The sequence below is a fragment of the Leptotrichia wadei genome (assembly GCF_007990445.1).
Lineage (GTDB): Bacteria > Fusobacteriota > Fusobacteriia > Fusobacteriales > Leptotrichiaceae > Leptotrichia > Leptotrichia wadei_A.
This window is the reverse complement of record NZ_AP019841.1, coordinates 708,325-728,063: the sequence shown is the minus strand read 5'-3', so window position 1 is coordinate 728,063 and position 19,739 is coordinate 708,325. Positions and strand designations below refer to the sequence as shown.

Here is a 19,739-nt window from a genome sequence, read left to right as displayed (position 1 = left end):
TCTATATAATGAAAATTTTTTTACCAAACTTAAATATCAAAATTATTTTATTAATCTAAATAGCACTTAGTTATTCTTTAAAAACAGTTAATTTTCATATTTAAAAACAAGTGACACCCAATTATTTTTCTCTTTCCTGTCAATCTGCTTCAAATTATAATTTTTAGCCTTCTTTAAAAATGCCTCTTCCTTTTCATTCAAAATTCCAGAAAAAATAACTGTTGCATCCTTTTCCAAAATCTTTTCTATATCTTCAAGCAGTTTTTCCAAAACATCCACCAGAATATTCGAGACAACCAAATCATATTTTTCATTTACATCATCCACAAGATTTCCAATTATTACTTGAAAATTCTCGTTTATTCCATTTTTAGAAAAATTTTCCAGCACAACATCATTTACTTTCTCATCAATGTCAATTCCAACAACCTTTTCTACACCTAATTTCTTCCCAATCAGCATCAAAATCCCGGAACCACATCCAATATCAAGCAGTTTTTTCTTATTTTGGGCATATTTTTCCAAAAATTCCACACAAAGCGAAGTTGTTTCATGTGTTCCAGTCCCAAAGGCAAGTCCAGGGTCAATTTCAACTACAATTTCGTTATCAGATGGCTCATATTCATCCCAGCTAGGCTTTATCACAATATTGTCAGTTATATTTACAGTATGGAAATACTTTTTCCATTCATCTTGCCAGTCTTCATCGTTACATTTGGCTGTAAAAATTTCATACATAAATTCATTTTCATTTTCCGTAAATTCTTTTAAATTATTAAAAATAATATTTAACTTTGTATTTGCAAATCTATTATCCACAACATATCCAATAATGCTCCAAACATCATTTTTACTAGAAAAATTTGCATTATAGTCAAGTTCATTTTCTGAAAAGTAATCAATTACTTCAACTTGATTAATTCCAATTTCATTAAACATATTTACTAATTTTGCTTTAGTTTCTTCTAAATTATCTGAAAAATAATCTACTCTTACTTTTATCCACTTCATTCTTAAATTTTCCCCTATTTTTTATATTTCATCATATCCCATGTTTACACGTTTTATAGAAACTGCTTTTCCTGTCTTTTCATTTACTTCCAGTTCAATTCCATTAATTCTTAAATTTTCTTCGCATACAGAATATCTTGTCGGCATTCCATCTTTAAATCTTTGAATACTTTCCCTCCTATTCATTCCCAAAATACCGTCATGTCCTCCAGTCATTCCAATATCTGAAATATAAGCTGTTCCTCCAGGCAATATTCTTTCATCAGCCGTTTGAGTATGCGTATGAGTTCCATAAACTGCCGATACTCTTCCAGTTAAATTCCATCCCATAGCCTGCTTTTCTGAAGTAGCTTCTCCGTGAAAATCAAGTATAATAATATCTGTTTCTTCCTTTATTTTAGGCAAAACCTCCTCAACTGCCAAAAACGGACAAGCAATTGGCGGCATGAACACTTTGCATTGTGCATTTATAACTGCCACTTTTACCCCATTTTTCTCTACAATTGTGTATCCGTTTCCAGGTGCTTCCTTTGTAAAATTAATAGGTCTAATCAAATTTTTCTGCTCATTAATATAAGAATAAATTTCTCTCTTATCCCAGCTATGATTTCCCAAAGTTATGACATTTACGCCTCTTTCAAACATTTCCTTCGCAATTTTCACATTTATTCCAAATCCGCCAGCAGAATTTTCTCCATTTACAATAATAAAATCATAATTTTGCCGTCTTTTTTCCAAATATTTAAACAGCGTATTTCTGCCAGGTCTTCCAACAACATCCCCAATTATTAAAAATTTCATCTAAAATCATTCCTTTACATCTTCATTTTTTTGATTCCTTGCCAAATAACAAATTTACATAGCTATCAAGCAGTTTCAATATTTACACTAATCTAAACCAAAAAAGATTTTTAAGATTAGTTTAAAAATAATTTTACTTTATAATATTTATTATACTACATATCCTTATTTTTTTATAGTTTTTCTTAATTTATTTTTCCATAAATTTTGCTCTCTATTAATTTAAACAACTTAATTTACGGCAATAAGCAATCTTATGAAAATAAATAAAAAATATTTGTTAAATAGTTATAACAAAAAAGAGCCTCCAAAATAAAATTATCTCTTTTTAGTTTACATAAAATTTAAACACACTCTAAAAAGATATTTTTAATGGATTAGCTCTATTTTTAATCTATATTTATTATTTCTTTATTGTTATTTTGCATATTCCACAGCTCTGGTTTCCCTAATAACTGTAACTTTTATTTGCCCTGGATACTGCATTTTTTCTTCAATTTCTTTAGCTACATCTCTAGCTAATATTGTAGCCTTGTCATCATCAATATTATCTGGATGAACAATTAACCTTAGTTCTCTTCCCGCTTGAATTGCATACGAACTTTCAATTCCTTCATGGCTGTTGGCAATTTCTTCCAGTTGTTCCAAACGTTTTAAGTAATTTGATAATGTTTCACGTCTTGCTCCTGGTCTTGAAGCCGAAATCGAATCTGCAGCCTGCACTATTACTGCTTCAATACTTAACTGCTCAACTTCATTATGATGTGCTTCCACCGCATTTATCACAATTTCATTTTCTTTAGAAAATTTTCTCAAAAACTCTCCACCATTTAAAGCATGTGAACCTTCCTGTTCATGTGAAAAAGCCTTCCCTATATCGTGCAGTAATGCCGCTCTTTTGGCTATATCCACATTTGCTCCAATTTCTGCCGCTAATGTCGCTGCTATATGTGCAACTTCAATTGAATGCTGCAAAATATTTTGCCCAAAAGATGTTCTGAATTTTAAACGTCCAAATACTTTTAGGACTTCACGTGGCAATGTTGGAATTCCAACTTCAAGAATTGCCTGTTCTGCTGCGTCCATTATGCTTTCATCCACTTCATGCTGTGCCTTTGCCACAACTTCTTCTATTTTTGTCGGATGAATACGTCCATCTGAAATTAATTTTTCAAGTGCAATTTTAGCCACTTCTCTTCTCACGCCGTCAAACGAAGATAATACAACCGCTTCAGGAGTATCGTCAATTATCAGGTCAACTCCAGTCGCCGCTTCAATAGCTCTTATATTTCTTCCTTCACGTCCAATAATTCTACCTTTCATTTCTTCACTTGGCAGCTGAATAACTGAAATTGTTGAATCTACAACATAATCAGCAGAAGCTTTTCCAATTGCAGTAGAAATAATTCTCTTGGCAATTCTGTCCTTCTCCCTGTCTAAATTATACTCATAATCCCTAATTAACACAGCCTTATCGTGATCCAGCTCATTTTCCAGTCTAGTCAAAATGATTTTTCTGGCATCCTCCTGTGTCAATTCTGAAATTCTTTCCAGTTCCTTTTCCTCACTTGCAATCATTTCTTCCAGTTCTTTTTCTCTTCGGAATAATTTTTCACGATGTTTATCGCTTTTAGCTTCCTTTTCTTCCAAACGTTCCATTTTTGTTTCCAACGTTTCCTCTTTTTTGGCAATTCTTTCTTCCTTAATGGCAAGCTCTGATTTCATTTTTTTTATTTCATCGTCTGCTATTTTTTTCTCATTTAACAATTCTTCTTTGACTTTTAATGTTTCTTCTTTCCTAAACGATTCAATTTCTCTTTCAACTTCTTTTTTTGATGTCTCAAGTCTTCTTTTAGCATCAACGATTTTTAGTTCCAGTTCATTCAAATCTCCATATTTCTTTTTAAAAATTGAACTTCCAAAAAAATAAGCTATAAAAAAAGTTAAAAAAGAAAAAATAACAATCAACAAAATTGCTATTGATATGCTCATTTTTCTCCCTTCCTATTTTTTTTCAGCTACATTTGAAATCTTCCACACATTGTCATCTGTCTTTTTCCAAGTTAATTTGTAATAATTGCTCGCTGTGGCAAAATTAATTACCATCACACTATTTGCCTTATTTTTTGATACGACATTCACATCGGAAAAAACAAATGTCAATCCTGAAAGATCGTATTCTTGTATTTTTTTTACAATAATATTATTTTTAAATGTAGGTAAAAAAACTTCTTTTAATTTATCATATTCATTTAAGCTGGCAGCATTTTTTAAACCTTCAGTAACTTTTCCTATCTCTGCACTGATTTCACTTGCCTCAACTTGAGATATGCTATTTACTGCAGGACTTAAAGTTGTACAGCTTGTTAGAATTAACAAAATAAATAGACATAAATATTTTTTCATATTTTCCTCCAAAAACTTCGTCATTTAATTTTATCATAATTTTTTCACATATTCAAGTTAGAAAGATAAATTTTTACTTTTTTCCTCGACTTATTTTCTTCTTATCTATTTCTTTCTTAATTTATTTTTTTTCTTATTTCTCCATCTATTATGCTGCCACATATACTGCTCAGGGTACTCCCTTATAATTTCTTCAAATTCATTATAAATTTTCTGCATATTAAACTGCATTGTTTCCTTCAATTTCTTTTGCTTTTCAATTTGAATAAGTTTTTTATTTACAACCCGCACAACATCGCCATCAAATATCGCATAAGCCAAAACTATCGGTATTTTATGCTTCATCGAAAGCAGTACAGGCCCTGCAACCCCTGTCGTTTCACGTCCAAAAAACGTTACATTCACATCTTTCCCATAATGATCCGAAGCAAGTGCAATAATAGATTTTTCGTTTATCGCCGCACTAAGCGCCTCATTATTATGCAAAGGCAATGAATTCAATCCCCCTTCTTCACGCCATTTTGTCATCAGATCATTAATTTTTTTATTTTTCTGATTTCTAAAAACTGCATAAAATTTTCTAATATCACGCATTTTACTCCCCGCTTCAAATCCTCCCAAATGAAGCGACACAATTAAAACCGCCTTTTCATTATTTTCACAAGCCTTCTTCATTAATTCTTCATTTTCTACAACAGTATTCCCATCTTTCGTAATTTCCTCCAGAAAAATCGAAGTCATTATCATTTTTCCCATTGTCTTATATGATTCTTTTGCAATTTTCACAACTTCCTTTTCATCTTTTTCAGGAAAAGCATTTTTTATATTATTTATCGTAAGTAACCGTCTTTTTTTTATAAGATGGTATGCAAGAATTCCAAAACCTTCAAAAATTTTATATCTAATTTTAAGAGAAAAAAATGACAGTACCTTTTTTAGAAAAATCACAAAAATTCCAGCTATTTTTTCGCTTACTTTATATTTCATCTATTTATCTTAACTCCTTTAAAATTTTTAAAAAAAGAGCATACATAAATACGCTCTTTCATCTTAATTACTATTTTCTGATTCCTAATTTTTCGATTAATGATCTATAATCATCAACGTTTCTATTTTTAATATAGTTTAATAATCTTCTTCTTTTACCAACCATTTTCAATAATCCTACTCTTGAGTGAACATCTTTAGGATGTGTTTTCAAGTGAGCAGTCAAATGACTGATTCTGTCTGTAAGAAGTGCAACTTGAACTTCTGCAGATCCTGTATCTTGAGCATTTTTTCCGAATGCTTCAATAATTTCTTTTTTTGGTTTTAATGCCATTTTATTTCCTCCTAATATTTATTATTTAAACCAAGAATATAGCGGCAAACTTATATTCATAGTATAAATTCAAGTGTAATTCTATCATATATTTTTAGATTTGTAAAGATTTTTATTTTAAATTATTTTTGCAAAATCTCTGTCACCAAAACTTCCTATTTTAAACAAAATAAACTAAAATAAAATTATTTCCCGAAAGAAGCTGTCAATGAATCAAAATCAACTGGCAATTCAAGTTTTTCCTCAACTTTTCCGTTATTTATCTTTAAGTTAAATGGAAATCCATCAACTGCAAATCCACGAGTAACTGTACCATTTTCATCATAATAAGCAGGGAAAGTGTATTCGTTATCCTTTACATAAGTTTGTGTTTTTCCAAGATTAGTATTATTATTTGTAAATACTACAATCACATTTACCTTGTCTTTATTTGCATTATAAAATTTTTGAACTTCAGGAAGTTCTTCCCTGCAGTGCGGACACCATTCAGCCGCTACAATAAACAAAGTCTTTTTCCCATTTTTCATAATTTTACCAAGATCAGCACTTTTTCCGTTAAGATCCTTCAATTCAAAGTTAGGAACTTTTCCTTTTCCATCCACATCAACACTAAATTCCTTAGTTCCACACGATACTACAAATAATAAGAGCATCGACATCATTAAAATTATCTTTTTCATTTTAAAGTTTTCTCCTTTTCATAAATTTTATTATTATAATAATTTAGTAATTATACATCATATCTATTAGAATTTTCCATGAAAATATTTATTTTTGTACATAAAAATTTTAGTATTGCTGACAAACATTATTGTTCAGTTATATAAGCGCTAAAGACATCTCCAATATCGTATCCATTTTCTTTAGCAACTTTGAAATAAAATTTTGCCTTATCTTTATTTTTTTTGGTATAATAATAAACTCCTAAATTGTAAAATGCAGTTGTATTCAGCTTTGCAGCCGCTTCCAGATTCAAAATTCTAACCATTTTATCATTTTCAGGATAATACAGGCTCAAATCTACCATCGAATAGTCATCTCCGCTATTTGCAAGTCTTTCAAGTATTTTTTTAGCTTCCTTGTTTCGTTTTGCTGGCTCATTGTCATTGCTGTCTGCAGGATTTTTTTCTTTTTCCTCATCTTCAAGAATATAGGCAAGTTTGTATCCAGCTGAAACCGAACCTAGCATATATGCCCTGTTATAAATATTTTTAGCCTTTTTCATTTCTTTCTGAGTTTCATACAGACGTCCAAGATAATTCATTGCATCAATATCATCTTTATCTGCAGCCTTTTGATAAAACTCTTCAGCTTTTGAATAATCCTTCAAGTTTTCATAGATAAATCCTTTATATCCCAAAATAAGAACTTCATCAGAATTTGTATCATCTAATATTTTCAATGCCAAATTATAGTTCTTTTGATCCTTTACAAGCCGTGAAGCCAGCTCAAATGCCGCCAAATAATATTTATTCTGTGCAAATATCTGATTATAAATTTGCACCGCTTCTTCTTCCTTGTCATCATTTTCCAGTAATTTTGCTTTTGCATAAAGTGCAGGAGAATAATTTTCAGACAGAAAATCCTTTAAAATATCGTAAGCCTTTTCTGGATTTGAAACTTTTTCCAAAACCAAAGTTCCAAGCTCTTTTTTTTCCTCCATTGTAATTGTTCCATCATTTAATTTCTGATTAAGCTCTTCTATCCGTTTATAAAATTTCATTAATTTCTTATTATATTCGTAAGAATAAAGCGAATAAATTTCTCCGGCATCTCTGCCCTTCTTCAAGTATTCCTGTGCCTTTGTAAACTGCAGCTTGTTTTCATATATATTTCCAATCACGTAATATGCCTTTACATTCCCCTGCTTTGCTGAACTTTCCAAAAGATCTAGAATTTGAAGTTCATCTCCATTAGTTTGCTGTAACAAAAGAGCCTGATAGTATTCGGCAAGTCCTTTACTTTTTTTCATATATTTATTAAAAAACATGCTTCCATTTTCAGCAAGATAGGTATAGGCAAGTCCATAAACATCTTCATTCCCGGCCTTTGCCGATTCATTGATATTTTTCATTATATATTCATAGTCTTTCTTTTCCAAAATGCCAATAAGCCCTCTTTCAAGCGCATCATAACCAGCATTATTCTTTGAGCAAGATACTAAAAATAATAACACAAATAATATATATATACATTTTTTCATATTTTTATCACATTTCCTATTCGTTAAAAAATTACCCCCGCTTTTTTTCTCTTTTACTCAACACATATATTCGATAACCTGAGTTTTTTTATCTATATAAGGAATCAAGACCCTTTGCTTCAGAATATTCATTTTATTAAATTCTAGTTTATACAGTTATCGAAACAGTTTAATAAAAAGGTAACAAATTACCCTATTAAATATAAATTCATAATAAACTCTGCCTAAAATAAATCATAATTTAAAATTATTTATTTTACAGTTGTTCCAACCTTTACTTCATCATTTATAATTATTAGTTTAGTTTTTTTCTTTTCTGTCGTTGTTAAAAGCATTCCTTGTGAAAGTTCCCCTTTTAATTCAACTGGTTTTAAATTTAGCACAGCCTGCACTTTTTTACCAGTTAATTCCTGCTCATTTGGATACCATTTTGCAATTCCTGAAATAATCTGCCTTTTTTCTTTTCCTGTATTTACAATGAATTTTAACAATTTATCAGCATTTTCAACTTTTTGCACTTTTTCAATCTGAACAACTTTTATTTCAATTTTATTAAAGTCATCTATCGTAATTGGATTTTCAATTTTTAAATTCTCATTGTATTCTTTTTCAGGCTCCTCTTCCAGTTCAATTCTAGGAAATAACGGAACTGCTGCGCCTAATTTATTCCCAACAGGATAGCTTTTCCATTCTCTCACATCATCCAGAAGCAATTTAGTAACATCCTTGTCCAGTCCTAGCTGATCTATCATTTTTTGTCCAGTTTCAGGCATAAATGGCGAAATTACTACAGCAATCTTATAAAGTGAATCCACTAAATTATACATAACTGTCGACAATCTGTCCTTTTGATTTTCATCTTTTGAAAGTTTCCAAGGTTCACATTCATCAATATATTTGTTCATTCTTGAAATAAATTTCCAAATATCCTTTAATCCTTCAGAAAATTGATAATTATTTATATGCTTATCCAAGTCCGCCAATGTATTTTCCCAAAATTCCTTAATTTCAGCATCAAAACTTTCTTCAGTTTCATTTAATACAACTTCCGAATTAAAATATTTCTTTTGCATTCCAATTGTTCTATTAAGCAAATTTCCCAAATCATTTGCAAGGTCTGCATTTATTCTCTGAATCATCGCCTTTTTAGAATAATCTGCATCCTGTCCAAAAGTCGCCTCCCTCATCAAATAATATCTAAAGGCGTCAAGTCCATATTTTTCCACTTCTTCTTCAGGATTAACGACATTTCCAAGCGACTTAGACATCTTTTCACCTTCAACAGTCCACCATCCATGCGCTGCAACCGTATCAGGCAATTTTATTCCAGCTGACATAAGCATAGCAGGCCAAATAATAGCGTGAAATCTCAAAATATCCTTTCCAACAACGTGATTTACCGTACCATTTGTCCAGACATTTGCAAATTCTTCAGGATCTTTAGCAAATCCCGCTCCAGTCAAATAATTTGTCAAGGCATCAAACCAGACATAAATTACGTGTCCTTCTTCCAGCTCCAAAGGTATTCCCCAATCAAAAGTCGTTCTTGAAATTGATAAATCCTGCAATCCTTGTTTTATAAATGCAACCACTTCATTTTTTTTACCTTCCGGCTTGATAAATTCAGGATTTTCCTCAATATATTTTAATAATGCATCTTCATATTTTGACAATCTGAAAAAGTATGAAATTTCCTTTACGTCAATAACTTCTTTTCCCATATATTTCCCATCAACTAACTGATTTTCAGGAACAAATGTTTCTTCTGAAACACAATATTTACCCCAGTATTCACCTTTATAAATATCGCCATTTTCATTAACTCTTTTCACAATTTCCCTAACGCTGTTAATATGTCTTTCTTGAGTGGTTCTCATAAAATCAGTGTTTGAAATATTTAATTTTTCCCATAAAGTTGTAAAATTTAATGACATTTTGTTAACCCATTGTTGAGGTGTATATCCGTTTTTTTCTGCTGCTTCTTGAATTTTTTGCCCGTGCTCATCCACTCCAGTCAAAAACTTAACGTCATATCCTGTTAATCTTTTATATCTCGCTACCATATCACAAATTATTGTTGTGTAAGCTGTTCCCACGTGCGGTGCCGCATTAGGATAATAAATTGGTGTTGTTATATAAAATGATTTTGACATATTTTAATTCCTCCTTATAATTTATATAAATATTTATATTTCTTTATCTTCCAAAACTTTCTTCGTTAAATTCAATCTTTTTATTTTCGTTATATTTTTTGTTATAAATCTCAAATGCCTTGTATCCAGCTTCATGTATTCTCTTTTTTACCAATTCTATTGATTCCTCCATAGAACTTTCCCGAGTCAAGTAAAACGGCTCTGCAACATAATGAACACACCTTGAAAATGGCATTGGTATTTCAAGTTTATCCCACATATTCTTAAAAATCCACTTCTTACTGCAATAGGAACTGACTGGCACAATTGGCATTCCTGTCTTTTTCGCTATAAAGATTGCACCAGACTTCGGCTCAAAAACAGGTCCTCCCGGGCCATCTATTGCAATACCAAGAGTATATTTATTTTTAGCATATTTCATAGCTTCTTTTAAACTTTTTATATTATCTTTGTTTGAAGATCCTCGAATTAGCTTATTTCCTTCCCTTTTAAGCAATTCTGCCAATATCTCCCCATCCTTTGAGGCGCTTACGATGGAAGCTTTTTTTTTAATAATTCGTGTAGCATTACAAACTGTAAAAATTTTTCTATGCCAAAAAACAATGATATTTGGATCATTCATTTCCACTCCATCTGCGAAAAAATATTCTTTTCTTGTCATAAAACTAAGCATTCTGTATACAAAATGAAGGAATGCTCCTAAAAATTTGTATTTATTCATTTTTTCTCCTATTTATTTCATCATTTTTTAGATTTACATCTGAAAATATTTTACTACTTCTAATATTTTATTTTTTATGATTTCATTCGTTTCATTTTTTCTATAATCTTCATCAAGTCTTGTACAAAGCATAGTTGCATATCCAAATAAAAAATACCATAATTTATCTACGACATCTCTAGCTTCTTCCATTTCCAATGAAGGAAAACTTTCATGCAAGTTTTCTTTTGTCAAAAGTTCATTAAGCGTCATTTCATAAAGTTTTTCAAATCTTTCAGTAGTATCAAGGAAAATTGTTCTAAACAATTCTTTTTCCTCTCTAGCGAAAATTACAAATCCAATAGCTCCACTTAAAATTTTTCTTTCTGAATAATTCCCATAAAGATATTTTTTTAATTTTTCCTTGCATACATTTATAATTTCTTCCTTTAATTCATCTATCGTCCTAAAATTAAAATAAATCGGCGCCGTGGAACATTTTAAATAATTTGCAATTTTTCTGACACTCACATTTTGAAAGCCTTCTTTTTTCATCAATTCGTATCCAGCCTCAACCACTATTTCCTTTGTAAATTTAAGCCTAGGCATTGTCTTCTCCTCTTTAGATATTTATTTTATTTTTTCATAAATGCAAAATTTCCAGCCATCATAATTTTCTTCTGTCAAAGTCACCCATTTTCCCCAATCTATTTCTGGAAAATAAGCATCCGCCTCACTATCGGAAAAATCAATATGGCTCATATAAATTCTTTTTATAATCCCAAGTTCAAGCGACTTTTTATAAATCTCGCCTCCCCCAATAATAAAAACTTCCTCTGGCAAATCTTTATATTTTTCAGCAACCTTCTGAAAATCATCAAAAAATTCCAGCTTTGTAGTTTCGTTTTCATATTTTTTTCTGTCTTTATTTATTTTTTTTTCTGTTTCTAAAAAATTTCTCGATAAAACAATATTCACACGATTAGGCAAAGGCCTACCTATGCTCTCATAGGTATTTCTCCCCATAATAACCGTTTTCCCAGTAGTTATCCTTTTAAAATTCTTCAAATCTTCAGGAATATGCCACAAAAGCTGATTATTTTTCCCAATTTCATTATTTTTCCCAACAGCAACTATTAAACTGAACATCATAGCTCCTTTTTTTATTTTTATTTTCTTAAATTATTAAACCGCAACTTCAAATTTAATAGCCGGATAGCTTTCATAATCTTCCAGCATAATATCTTCAAATGTCAATTCATTAAATGGCTTATCCGCAATCTTGATTTTGGCAAGTTTTAGCGGTTTTCTTGTCAGCTGCTCCTTCAATCCTTCGATATGATTTTCATAAATATGAGCATCTATTATTGTATGAGCAAATTCTCCAGCTTCATAGCCGCACTCTTTTGCAATCATCATTGTAAGTAACGAATAGCAAGCCAGATTAAATGGTATCCCAAGTGCAATATCTCCACTTCTCTGAGTCAAATGGCAATTCAATTTATTTCCTAAAACATTGAATGCAAAAGTATAATGACACGGCGGTAATTTACTAATTGTCGCATTTCCTGGATTCCAGGCCAAAACTATCATTCTTCTCCCATTTTTATGATTAGGATTTGTTTTTAACTCCTTCAAAGTATCAATAATATACTGAATTTGATCGAATACTAACTGTCCATTTTCTTCTCTTGTTGTCCAGGGATTATTTTCATCTGCAAAAACTTCCCCATCCAAAGCAATTTCTGGAACAGGATATCTTCTCCAGAATCTTCCATAAGCCGTTTCCAGCCTTCCTTCCTCATCCGCCCAGGCATCCCATATCTTTGTCTTTTTACGTAAATTCTTAATATGCTCTTCCCCAGACAAATACCAGAACAGTTCATGCAGCATCGAATTAAAATACATTTTTTTAGTTGTCAGAAGTGGATATCCTTCACTCAAGTCAACCTTATACGAATAGGCAAAAGTTGAAATCGTATCAACTCCTGTTCTATTTTCCTTTTTTACTCCATTGTCAAGCACATGCTTGACCATATCCAAATATTGTTTCATTTTCCCTCCACTTTTCCCAAAAACTTTTAATTTTTAAATATAAATACTCCTGCTACGCTATTTAACTTTACTAATATTCAAAATTATTTTGTCTTAAAGCCTCAAACAGCACAATTGCCACCGCATTTGACAAATTCAGTGATCTCCCAAGCGGCAGCATTGGAATCGTAATATTATTTTCCTTATATTTATTCAATATTTCTTCAGGAATTCCACGAGATTCAGGCCCAAACATTATATAGTCATCATGATTAAATTTTACATCTGTATATCTTTGATCCGTTTTTGTCGTTGCAAAATAAATTTTTGCATTTTCGTTATTTTCAATATTTTCCTTCCAAAAGTGTTCCAAGTTTTCCCATACAAAAAGCTGTACGTTTTTCCAGTAATCTAGCCCTGCACGTCTTATTTTCTTGTCATCCAGTTCAAAACCTAGAGGTTTTATTAAATGCAGCCTTGTATTTGTTAAAACACAGGTTCTTCCGATATTTCCTGTGTTTACATGTATTTCTGGATTTAATAGAACTATGTTCATTTTTATCTACCATTCTTTCTATCTAAATTTTTAATATATAATCTTATTTTATTAATTTTTTGTAATCTTCCAGTTTTATTCGATTGGAAGTAATTTTACTCAATTTTTTTGTAATATTATCTCCCCTGTCAAACCCGCCAAATCCTATTTTAGAATTTATGTGAGTAATTGCGATGGCAAGGGCATCTGCAGCATCATCAGGCTTTGGAATCTCATCTAACTTTAATATTAACTTTACCATTTCCTGAATTTGCTTTTTATCAGCTCTTCCATAACTTGCAATTCCCATTTTTACTTGAAGCGGAGTGTAACTGTATAAATTCAGCTTATTTTTTTGCCCTGCTAAAGTTATTACTCCACGAGCCTGTCCTACTTTTATTACTGTTTTTTGATTCTTAAAGAAAAATAAGTCTTCAATAGCCATATCTGCTGGCTTCCATAGCTTTATAATGTTTTCCAGCCCATCATAAATTTTTTCCAGCCTGATTGGCATATCTTCATCCTTATCTGTAAAAATACAGCCATAGTCAAGCGGATTATACTTGCCATTTTCATAATCTACAATAGCATATCCCACTATCGCTGTTCCAGGATCTATCCCTAAAATTCTCATATTTTCTTTTATTTTTCCTCTACTTCCTTATTTTTTTATTATATCACACCTAAAGACTGTATGCAAGGTATCCGTATATGCTATCCAAAATATTTTTCTATATAATTTTGAATATAGTCAATATAACTTTCCAAGTCAATATCCTCATAATTTTCAAATTCGCTTACGCTTGTTTCAACATTCCTCACTTTATACAAGTTGTCGTTAATATCTCCAAAACCATATTTTTCATAATATTTTTCATCTTTACGGATAACAGCCTTATATAATCCTGTTCTTGAAAAATATAGCCGATATTTCCTAAATTTATCCAGCACTTCACTGCTTTCAAATTTCATTTTTCCATTTTCATCACAGGCATAAATATCTTCATAAACAGAAGCATACATAAAAAATATGTCAGGATTTTCTGAAAAAACTTCTCTTACCGCCGTTCCTATTTCCTTTTTTTCCCAAAAATATAATTTTAAAATTTCTGAAATCCATCTATGATTTCTTGGCATAATTAGCTTGCTGTAATGATATTCATTAATTCCTCTGACTTTGTCACCTATTTTATATAAAATTGAACATTTATTTTTCAAAAATTTATCAATATCTTCTATTGAGAAAATATCCTGATACTGATGATTTATTTTATTTCTTATTTTACTTAAAAGTTCATCGGTTACATTTGTTATAAAAATATCATTTTCTGATGCCCCAACCATTTCAATGCCTTCCCTTGCAAAGACTCTTTTTATTCTTTTCACAATACTTATTCTGTATCTGTTTAAAACATCCTTTACAAATGATGACTTTAAAAGCAGATCCCTTGGTATTTTGTTTACTATGCTTCTATCTTTTTCAAGAAAAATTTTGTTTTCAAGAAGCCATTTATACAGATGATCTTTTTTTATTGACAATTTATACACTTTTTTCTGAAGATAATTATCATAATCATCCATTTTTATTCTTTTTGAATAATTTATTTTAGCCTGGCTGGTGTTATCAGAATTTTGTTTAAGAAGCATAGTCACAAGTTTGTCATTACTATAATTTAAGTATTTTATCTTTCCCTTAAGTTTCATATTGTTGCTGTAATTGCCATTTGTAAGTATATTTAACAGATTTTCCTTTTCATCCCAGTTACTTTCTTCTGAAATTATAAAATTATACATTTTTTCAGTTGCTAAAACATCCTGAAGGCAGTAGTCAATTACCTTGTCAACAGTTTTATCATATATATTTTTTTTAATTACATAATTAAAGTTGGCAAAATCCTGCTCTTCAATATTATCTCCACAATTAAACTCAAACCCTTTTACCCCAAGATTCAAGTTATATTCATAAGCCAGATCATACGAATTAAATTCGTGATTCTCGCTTTTATATCCATTTTTTGGAATATTTCTTATTATTTTTATTTCGCTGTTTAATTTATTCCTATTTACATTTGAATTTCTGTATTTTAAAAGATCATTAATCACAATGTCATCAAAACTATGCCCCGCATAGGAAATTAGCACATTTTTTGAAATGACTCCATACAGAAGTTTCTTTTGACGGTTAAAATTATCCGAATCAATAATTAATATTTTATCATCATTCAACTTTTTTAACACAATACAAAAGTAATTTGGAAAAACTTCGATATCAAATACATATTTATTTGACTTCTTCATATATTATTATCACCACTTTTCAATTCTGAAAGTTACAAAAAGTATTTATCTCTCTTTAAATAAATTCTATCTCCCTTAATATTTACAATTTTCACAATTCCACGAAATTCCCGTTCATTTGTGTCTCTATTTCTCACATAAATCTTAAATTTCTGATTTTCCTTGATTTTTTTTCTCATATTAACTTCTTTACTTATATTTTCAAATTTTTTAAATGTGTCGATAACTGTCATTCCATTTTTCAATTTTCCATATTTCTCATTGGAAACATTTATCCCAAAATAGTCAAGCACATATTCTATTTCTACAAAACACACTATTTCCCGAATCTTTTCAGCCCTAATCACAGCATCACTTTTTGTAGCCCAAAACGATTCATTTTCCCTTTTAGCCTCCACCAATTCCTTCAATTTATCAATTTCAGCTTCAGCCTTTTCCAAATCAATCGCATCTTCAATTTCAAATCTTCCAATTTTAGTTCTCACAAGCCTTGTCATCGTAGCAAAAACTCCCAATTTTTCCCCAATATCGTAAACTAGAGAACGGATATAAGTTCCACTGCTGACTTTTGCATAAAATGAAATTTTGATATTTTCATTGACTTTTGAATTTTTATCTGGCCTAGAGATTTTGATTTTTCTAATTTCTGAAATTTCCACATTTCTTTCAGCTCTTTCAACTTCTACACCTTTTCTAGCTAAATCATAAAGTTTTTTCCCATCTACCTTTATTGCAGAATACATTGGCGGAATCTGCTTTATTTTTCCTTTAAAACTATTTACAGCTTTTATTATTTGGGCATTGCCTATATTTATTTCAGCCTCATATCTTTCAATAACCGTCCCTTCCAGATCATAAGTATCAGTTTTGTATCCAAGTTCCATTTCAACATAATATTCCTTTTCCTTTTTCATCAGGTCATCAGAAAATTTTGTAGCATCATTAACCATAACAATCATAAGCCCTTCAGCCATTGGATCCAGCGTCCCTGCATGCCCGACTTTTTTAGCCTTTATTTTTCTTTTCAGCTCATTAATTGCCGCAAACGAGCTTATCCCTTTACTTTTATTCAATAGAATAAGTCCATCTTTCGTGAAATTTTTTTCCATTCGTCTTCCTTCCCACAATTATTATAATTTTTTTACATTATTGGTGAAATTAACTTGAATACAGAATTTCTCAGCCGTTTTCTAAAAGTCACCTTCTTCAATCTTGCCTCATCAAATCTTTCACACACTTCCAAATCTTTCAAAAACTGTGTCTTTAAATCTTTACTAATTTCTACACTATAAAATACCGAATTTACTTCATAATTTATTTCAAAACTTCTCATATCAAAGTTACACGTTCCCATCGTAGATATTTTTTCATCCACTATTATATTTTTACTGTGCAAAAATCCTGCCTTATATCTAAAAATCTCAATTCCAGCCTCTATCAATTCTGCAAAATAAGTTTCTGCAATCCAATATGGCATCTTTTTATCAGGTACTCCTGTAATCATTATTTTTATTTTTACTCCCGAAAGGGCTGCCATTTTCAGCTGGGAAACCAAATCTGTATCAGGCACAAAATAAGGGCTTTGAATCAAAACTTCATTTTTTGCAGTTGCAATCATTTTAGAATACAAATATTTTAAAGTCGTCCACTCTGTGTCAGGCCCGCTTGAAGAAACCTGCATTAAATATTCCAGCTTTTCCTGTTTGTCAATCGGCTTCTGCTCTTCCAATTCGTGAACCGCTTCCCCCTTTACATCTTCACCAAAACTGTATTTACCTCCACTATTTAGCCAATCTGTTACAAAAATCGCAAGATACTGCCCTATTATTTCCCCAGTAATTCTAATATTCGTATCCCTCCAGCTTTCAAATCGCTTTCCGCCGTCTATATATTCCTGACCCACATTCATTCCGCCAGTATGAACTATTTTATTGTCAATTAAGGCTATTTTACGATGATTTCTATAATTCATCTTGGAAATAAAAAATTTTACATCCAAAAACCATCTTATTTCAATTCCGGCATTTCTAAGCTCCCTTTTATACTTTTTCGGTAATTTCCATGTCCCTACCCCATCAAAAAGCAGTTTTATCTTGACACCTTCCTTTGCCTTTTTTATAAGTGCATTTTTTATTCTTTCTCCTAATTCATCAGCCTTCCATATAAAATATTCCATATAAATCGTATTTTTCGCATTTCCAATATCCTCCAAAATAGAGTCAAAAGCCTCTTTACCGCCGTAAAACAGCTTATAGGAATCATTATTAGTCAAAAAGGTCCCTTCAGCCCTGTAAAGCATTTTCACAATTTCCCTTTGCTGAGCAGGAAGTCCAATATTTGTTATCATCGTATCAATTTGACCTTGAATTTTTTTCTTTATTTCAGATTCAGACATTTTATCAGCATTTCCATCTATATTTTTTAGCCGATTATAATAAAAAAAGTCCCGTGACCTGAAAATATCCGATACATCCCGCTGCATAAAGTTAAAAAGTCTTGAAAACAGTTTTTTTTCTTCACCCTTCATTCTCTTTGAAATTATCTTATTCTTTCTCCAGTTAATTCCAAACAGGAGATACAATATTGCCCCACCAAGCGGAAATGTAAAAATTGTAAAAATCCAAGAGAGCATCGCATTTGGTGATCTATCAGACAGCAGTATTGATACAGCTAAAATAATAATTATCAAATAATGTATTCTCTCAAACGGAATTACCCAAGTTGAAATGATTATAGCCAATTCGTGCATTATAATTTCCTCTCTTAATTATTGAATTTATTTTTCTACTTATACTCTATAATTTTATCACTTTTAACAAAGATTTTCAATCATTCTATTTCAATGAATAAAAAAATTTAATACTAAATAATGTTAAACTTTATTTAAAAATGGAAATTATATTATTCGATAACTAAAAATCTTGATCTCTTGCAAAGAAATTCATAACCAGCCTGCTGTTTTAATGGAAAATAGTATAATATTGAATTTTATAAAAAAGCAAAATAAAAAAGTACAACCAACAAATTCAATGATTTCACTCACTAAATCCGCCAGCTGCACTTTCTAAAACTCAGTTAAAATTAAAATTCCTTTATTCTACTTTTTATTTTAAGAGTTATCTTTTTGTACAAGATTTTTCAATACCATTAGGTCCTCTATAAATGGCATCTTTTCCACCTTTAAAAAATTCAATATTTCCATTTTTAGAAACATATCTTGATCCACTACCTGATACTGCAATATTTAAGTTATAAACTTTTCCTGCTTTAGTTGTTAATCTTGCAGTTTTTGTTGTTGGATAAGCAACTGTTATTTTTTCAGAACCGCAAGTATATGATTCTGAAGCAACTTTTTTAGCTACTGTTTTTTTAGCAACTGCTTTTTTTCTAGTCTTAGTTGCAGCAGCAAAGCTCATTCCTCCAATTAATGTCATTACAGATAATACTAACATAGATTTTTTTAATAATTTCATCTTTACCATCTCTTTTCTTCAAAATTTTGTAAATTTATTTAAATTTACTGTAATATAATATACCACTTTAAACTGTTAAAATCCTTATAAATTTCCATTAATTTATAATAGAATTATGGTAAAATTACATTATTTTAATAATTTTCAGGAAATAAAACTCTTTCTACGCCTTCAATTATAATATGTAAAATCATCATGTGAACTTCCTGAATCCTGTCTGATGTTTTACCAGGAATTATAAATTCATAATCACATTCTCCCTTTAATTTCCCACCATCTTTTCCAAGCAATGCCACAGTTTTAAGATTTTTTTTCTTTGCCATTTTTACAGCCTCAATCACATTTTTAGAATTTCCCGAAGTCGATATTCCAAAGAAAAAATCCCCTTCCTGCCCAAATGCCTCTACACCTTTTGCAAAGATAAAATCAAATCCATAGTCATTCCCAACACAAGTAATATGTGAAGAATCACTTATACTTATTGATGGCAGCGCTCTTCTGTCCTTTCTAAATCTTCCTGTAAATTCTTCTGCAAAGTGCATCGCATCACAGTTGCTTCCACCATTTCCAGCAATTAGCGACTTTTTCCCATTTTTATAAGCCAATGCCAATTCCTGTGAAATTTTTTCTGTTTTTTCAATATTTTCGTCATTTTCTACAAATGCCTTTACAGTTTCAAAAGCAGTCAAATACGAATTTCTAATATTTTCCTTTAACATAATTTCCCTCCATATAAAAAATATTTATTTAATAGATATGTTCGATAACCTAAACTTTTTTATCTATAACAAGGGGTCAAGACCC

At 30.6% G+C, this 19,739-nt stretch carries 20 protein-coding genes; all 20 read right to left on the bottom strand.

Translation table 11 applies throughout. From position 1 onward, the window contains the following. Positions 1 to 87: 87 nt before the first annotated feature. The 20 genes from prmA to gmhA all read right to left on the bottom strand — a co-directional run bounded on the left by prmA (position 88) and on the right by gmhA (position 19,654). A complete protein-coding gene (gene prmA, locus FVE74_RS03505) occupies positions 88 to 1,011 on the bottom strand; it encodes a 50S ribosomal protein L11 methyltransferase (RefSeq protein ID WP_147003245.1) in 924 nt (307 codons plus the stop codon). Positions 1,012 to 1,032: 21 nt separating this feature from the next. Beyond that, positions 1,033 to 1,812, bottom strand: coding sequence for a TIGR00282 family metallophosphoesterase (locus tag FVE74_RS03500; protein WP_147003244.1), 780 nt, complete (start codon positions 1,810 to 1,812; stop codon positions 1,033 to 1,035). 417 nt (positions 1,813 to 2,229) lie between these two features. Next, entirely contained in the window at positions 2,230 to 3,804 is a 1,575-nt protein-coding gene (gene rny / locus FVE74_RS03495; protein WP_147003243.1) for a ribonuclease Y, read from the bottom strand. Between the two features lie 12 nt (positions 3,805 to 3,816). Next, positions 3,817 to 4,218: a hypothetical protein gene (locus FVE74_RS03490; RefSeq protein WP_147003242.1), complete on the bottom strand. Its 402-nt coding sequence runs from the start codon at positions 4,216 to 4,218 to the stop codon at positions 3,817 to 3,819. Between the two features lie 105 nt (positions 4,219 to 4,323). Next, on the bottom strand, positions 4,324 to 5,205 hold the full coding sequence (locus FVE74_RS03485) for a lysophospholipid acyltransferase family protein (protein WP_147003241.1): 882 nt from the start codon (positions 5,203 to 5,205) through the stop codon (positions 4,324 to 4,326). Positions 5,206 to 5,275: 70 nt separating this feature from the next. Next, positions 5,276 to 5,539, bottom strand: coding sequence for a 30S ribosomal protein S15 (gene rpsO / locus FVE74_RS03480; RefSeq protein ID WP_010129505.1), 264 nt, complete (start codon positions 5,537 to 5,539; stop codon positions 5,276 to 5,278). A gap of 185 nt (positions 5,540 to 5,724) precedes the next feature. After that, on the bottom strand, positions 5,725 to 6,219 hold the full coding sequence (locus FVE74_RS03475) for a TlpA family protein disulfide reductase (protein ID WP_147003240.1): 495 nt from the start codon (positions 6,217 to 6,219) through the stop codon (positions 5,725 to 5,727). 128 nt (positions 6,220 to 6,347) lie between these two features. Then, the gene (locus FVE74_RS03470; protein ID WP_147003239.1) at positions 6,348 to 7,742 is read right to left on the bottom strand and encodes an SLEI family protein; all 1,395 of its coding nucleotides are present in this window, start codon (positions 7,740 to 7,742) and stop codon (positions 6,348 to 6,350) included. A 251-nt stretch (positions 7,743 to 7,993) separates the two neighbouring features. Continuing rightward, entirely contained in the window at positions 7,994 to 9,895 is a 1,902-nt protein-coding gene (gene metG, locus FVE74_RS03465; RefSeq protein WP_147003238.1) for a methionine--tRNA ligase, read from the bottom strand. Positions 9,896 to 9,938: 43 nt separating this feature from the next. After that, a complete protein-coding gene (locus FVE74_RS03460; RefSeq protein WP_147003237.1) occupies positions 9,939 to 10,616 on the bottom strand; it encodes a lysophospholipid acyltransferase family protein in 678 nt (225 codons plus the stop codon). 33 nt (positions 10,617 to 10,649) lie between these two features. Next, entirely contained in the window at positions 10,650 to 11,204 is a 555-nt protein-coding gene (locus FVE74_RS03455; RefSeq protein WP_147003236.1) for a TetR/AcrR family transcriptional regulator, read from the bottom strand. A gap of 21 nt (positions 11,205 to 11,225) precedes the next feature. Next, positions 11,226 to 11,744, bottom strand: coding sequence for a dihydrofolate reductase (locus tag FVE74_RS03450; protein ID WP_147003235.1), 519 nt, complete (start codon positions 11,742 to 11,744; stop codon positions 11,226 to 11,228). Positions 11,745 to 11,780: 36 nt separating this feature from the next. Next, entirely contained in the window at positions 11,781 to 12,650 is an 870-nt protein-coding gene (thyA, locus tag FVE74_RS03445) for a thymidylate synthase (protein WP_147003234.1), read from the bottom strand. Positions 12,651 to 12,720: 70 nt separating this feature from the next. Further along, positions 12,721 to 13,185 carry a tRNA (cytidine(34)-2'-O)-methyltransferase gene (locus FVE74_RS03440; protein WP_147003233.1) on the bottom strand — a complete coding sequence of 155 codons (465 nt, stop codon included), beginning with the start codon at positions 13,183 to 13,185 and terminating at the stop codon, positions 12,721 to 12,723. Positions 13,186 to 13,228: 43 nt separating this feature from the next. Next, positions 13,229 to 13,798 carry a crossover junction endodeoxyribonuclease RuvC gene (gene ruvC / locus FVE74_RS03435; RefSeq protein ID WP_147003232.1) on the bottom strand — a complete coding sequence of 190 codons (570 nt, stop codon included), beginning with the start codon at positions 13,796 to 13,798 and terminating at the stop codon, positions 13,229 to 13,231. Between the two features lie 80 nt (positions 13,799 to 13,878). Continuing rightward, the gene (locus FVE74_RS03430) at positions 13,879 to 15,462 is read right to left on the bottom strand and encodes a hypothetical protein (protein ID WP_147003231.1); all 1,584 of its coding nucleotides are present in this window, start codon (positions 15,460 to 15,462) and stop codon (positions 13,879 to 13,881) included. Positions 15,463 to 15,494: 32 nt separating this feature from the next. Beyond that, a complete protein-coding gene (gene truB / locus FVE74_RS03425; RefSeq protein WP_147003230.1) occupies positions 15,495 to 16,571 on the bottom strand; it encodes a tRNA pseudouridine(55) synthase TruB in 1,077 nt (358 codons plus the stop codon). 32 nt (positions 16,572 to 16,603) lie between these two features. Continuing rightward, entirely contained in the window at positions 16,604 to 18,211 is a 1,608-nt protein-coding gene (gene cls, locus FVE74_RS03420) for a cardiolipin synthase (protein WP_147003229.1), read from the bottom strand. 367 nt (positions 18,212 to 18,578) lie between these two features. Further along, positions 18,579 to 18,935, bottom strand: a complete 357-nt coding sequence (locus FVE74_RS03415; RefSeq protein ID WP_147003228.1) for an MliC family protein — start codon at positions 18,933 to 18,935, stop codon at positions 18,579 to 18,581. 134 nt (positions 18,936 to 19,069) lie between these two features. Then, positions 19,070 to 19,654 (bottom strand): D-sedoheptulose 7-phosphate isomerase, encoded by a 585-nt coding sequence (gene gmhA / locus FVE74_RS03410; RefSeq protein ID WP_147003227.1) that lies wholly within the window; start codon positions 19,652 to 19,654, stop codon positions 19,070 to 19,072. Positions 19,655 to 19,739 lie beyond the last annotated feature (85 nt).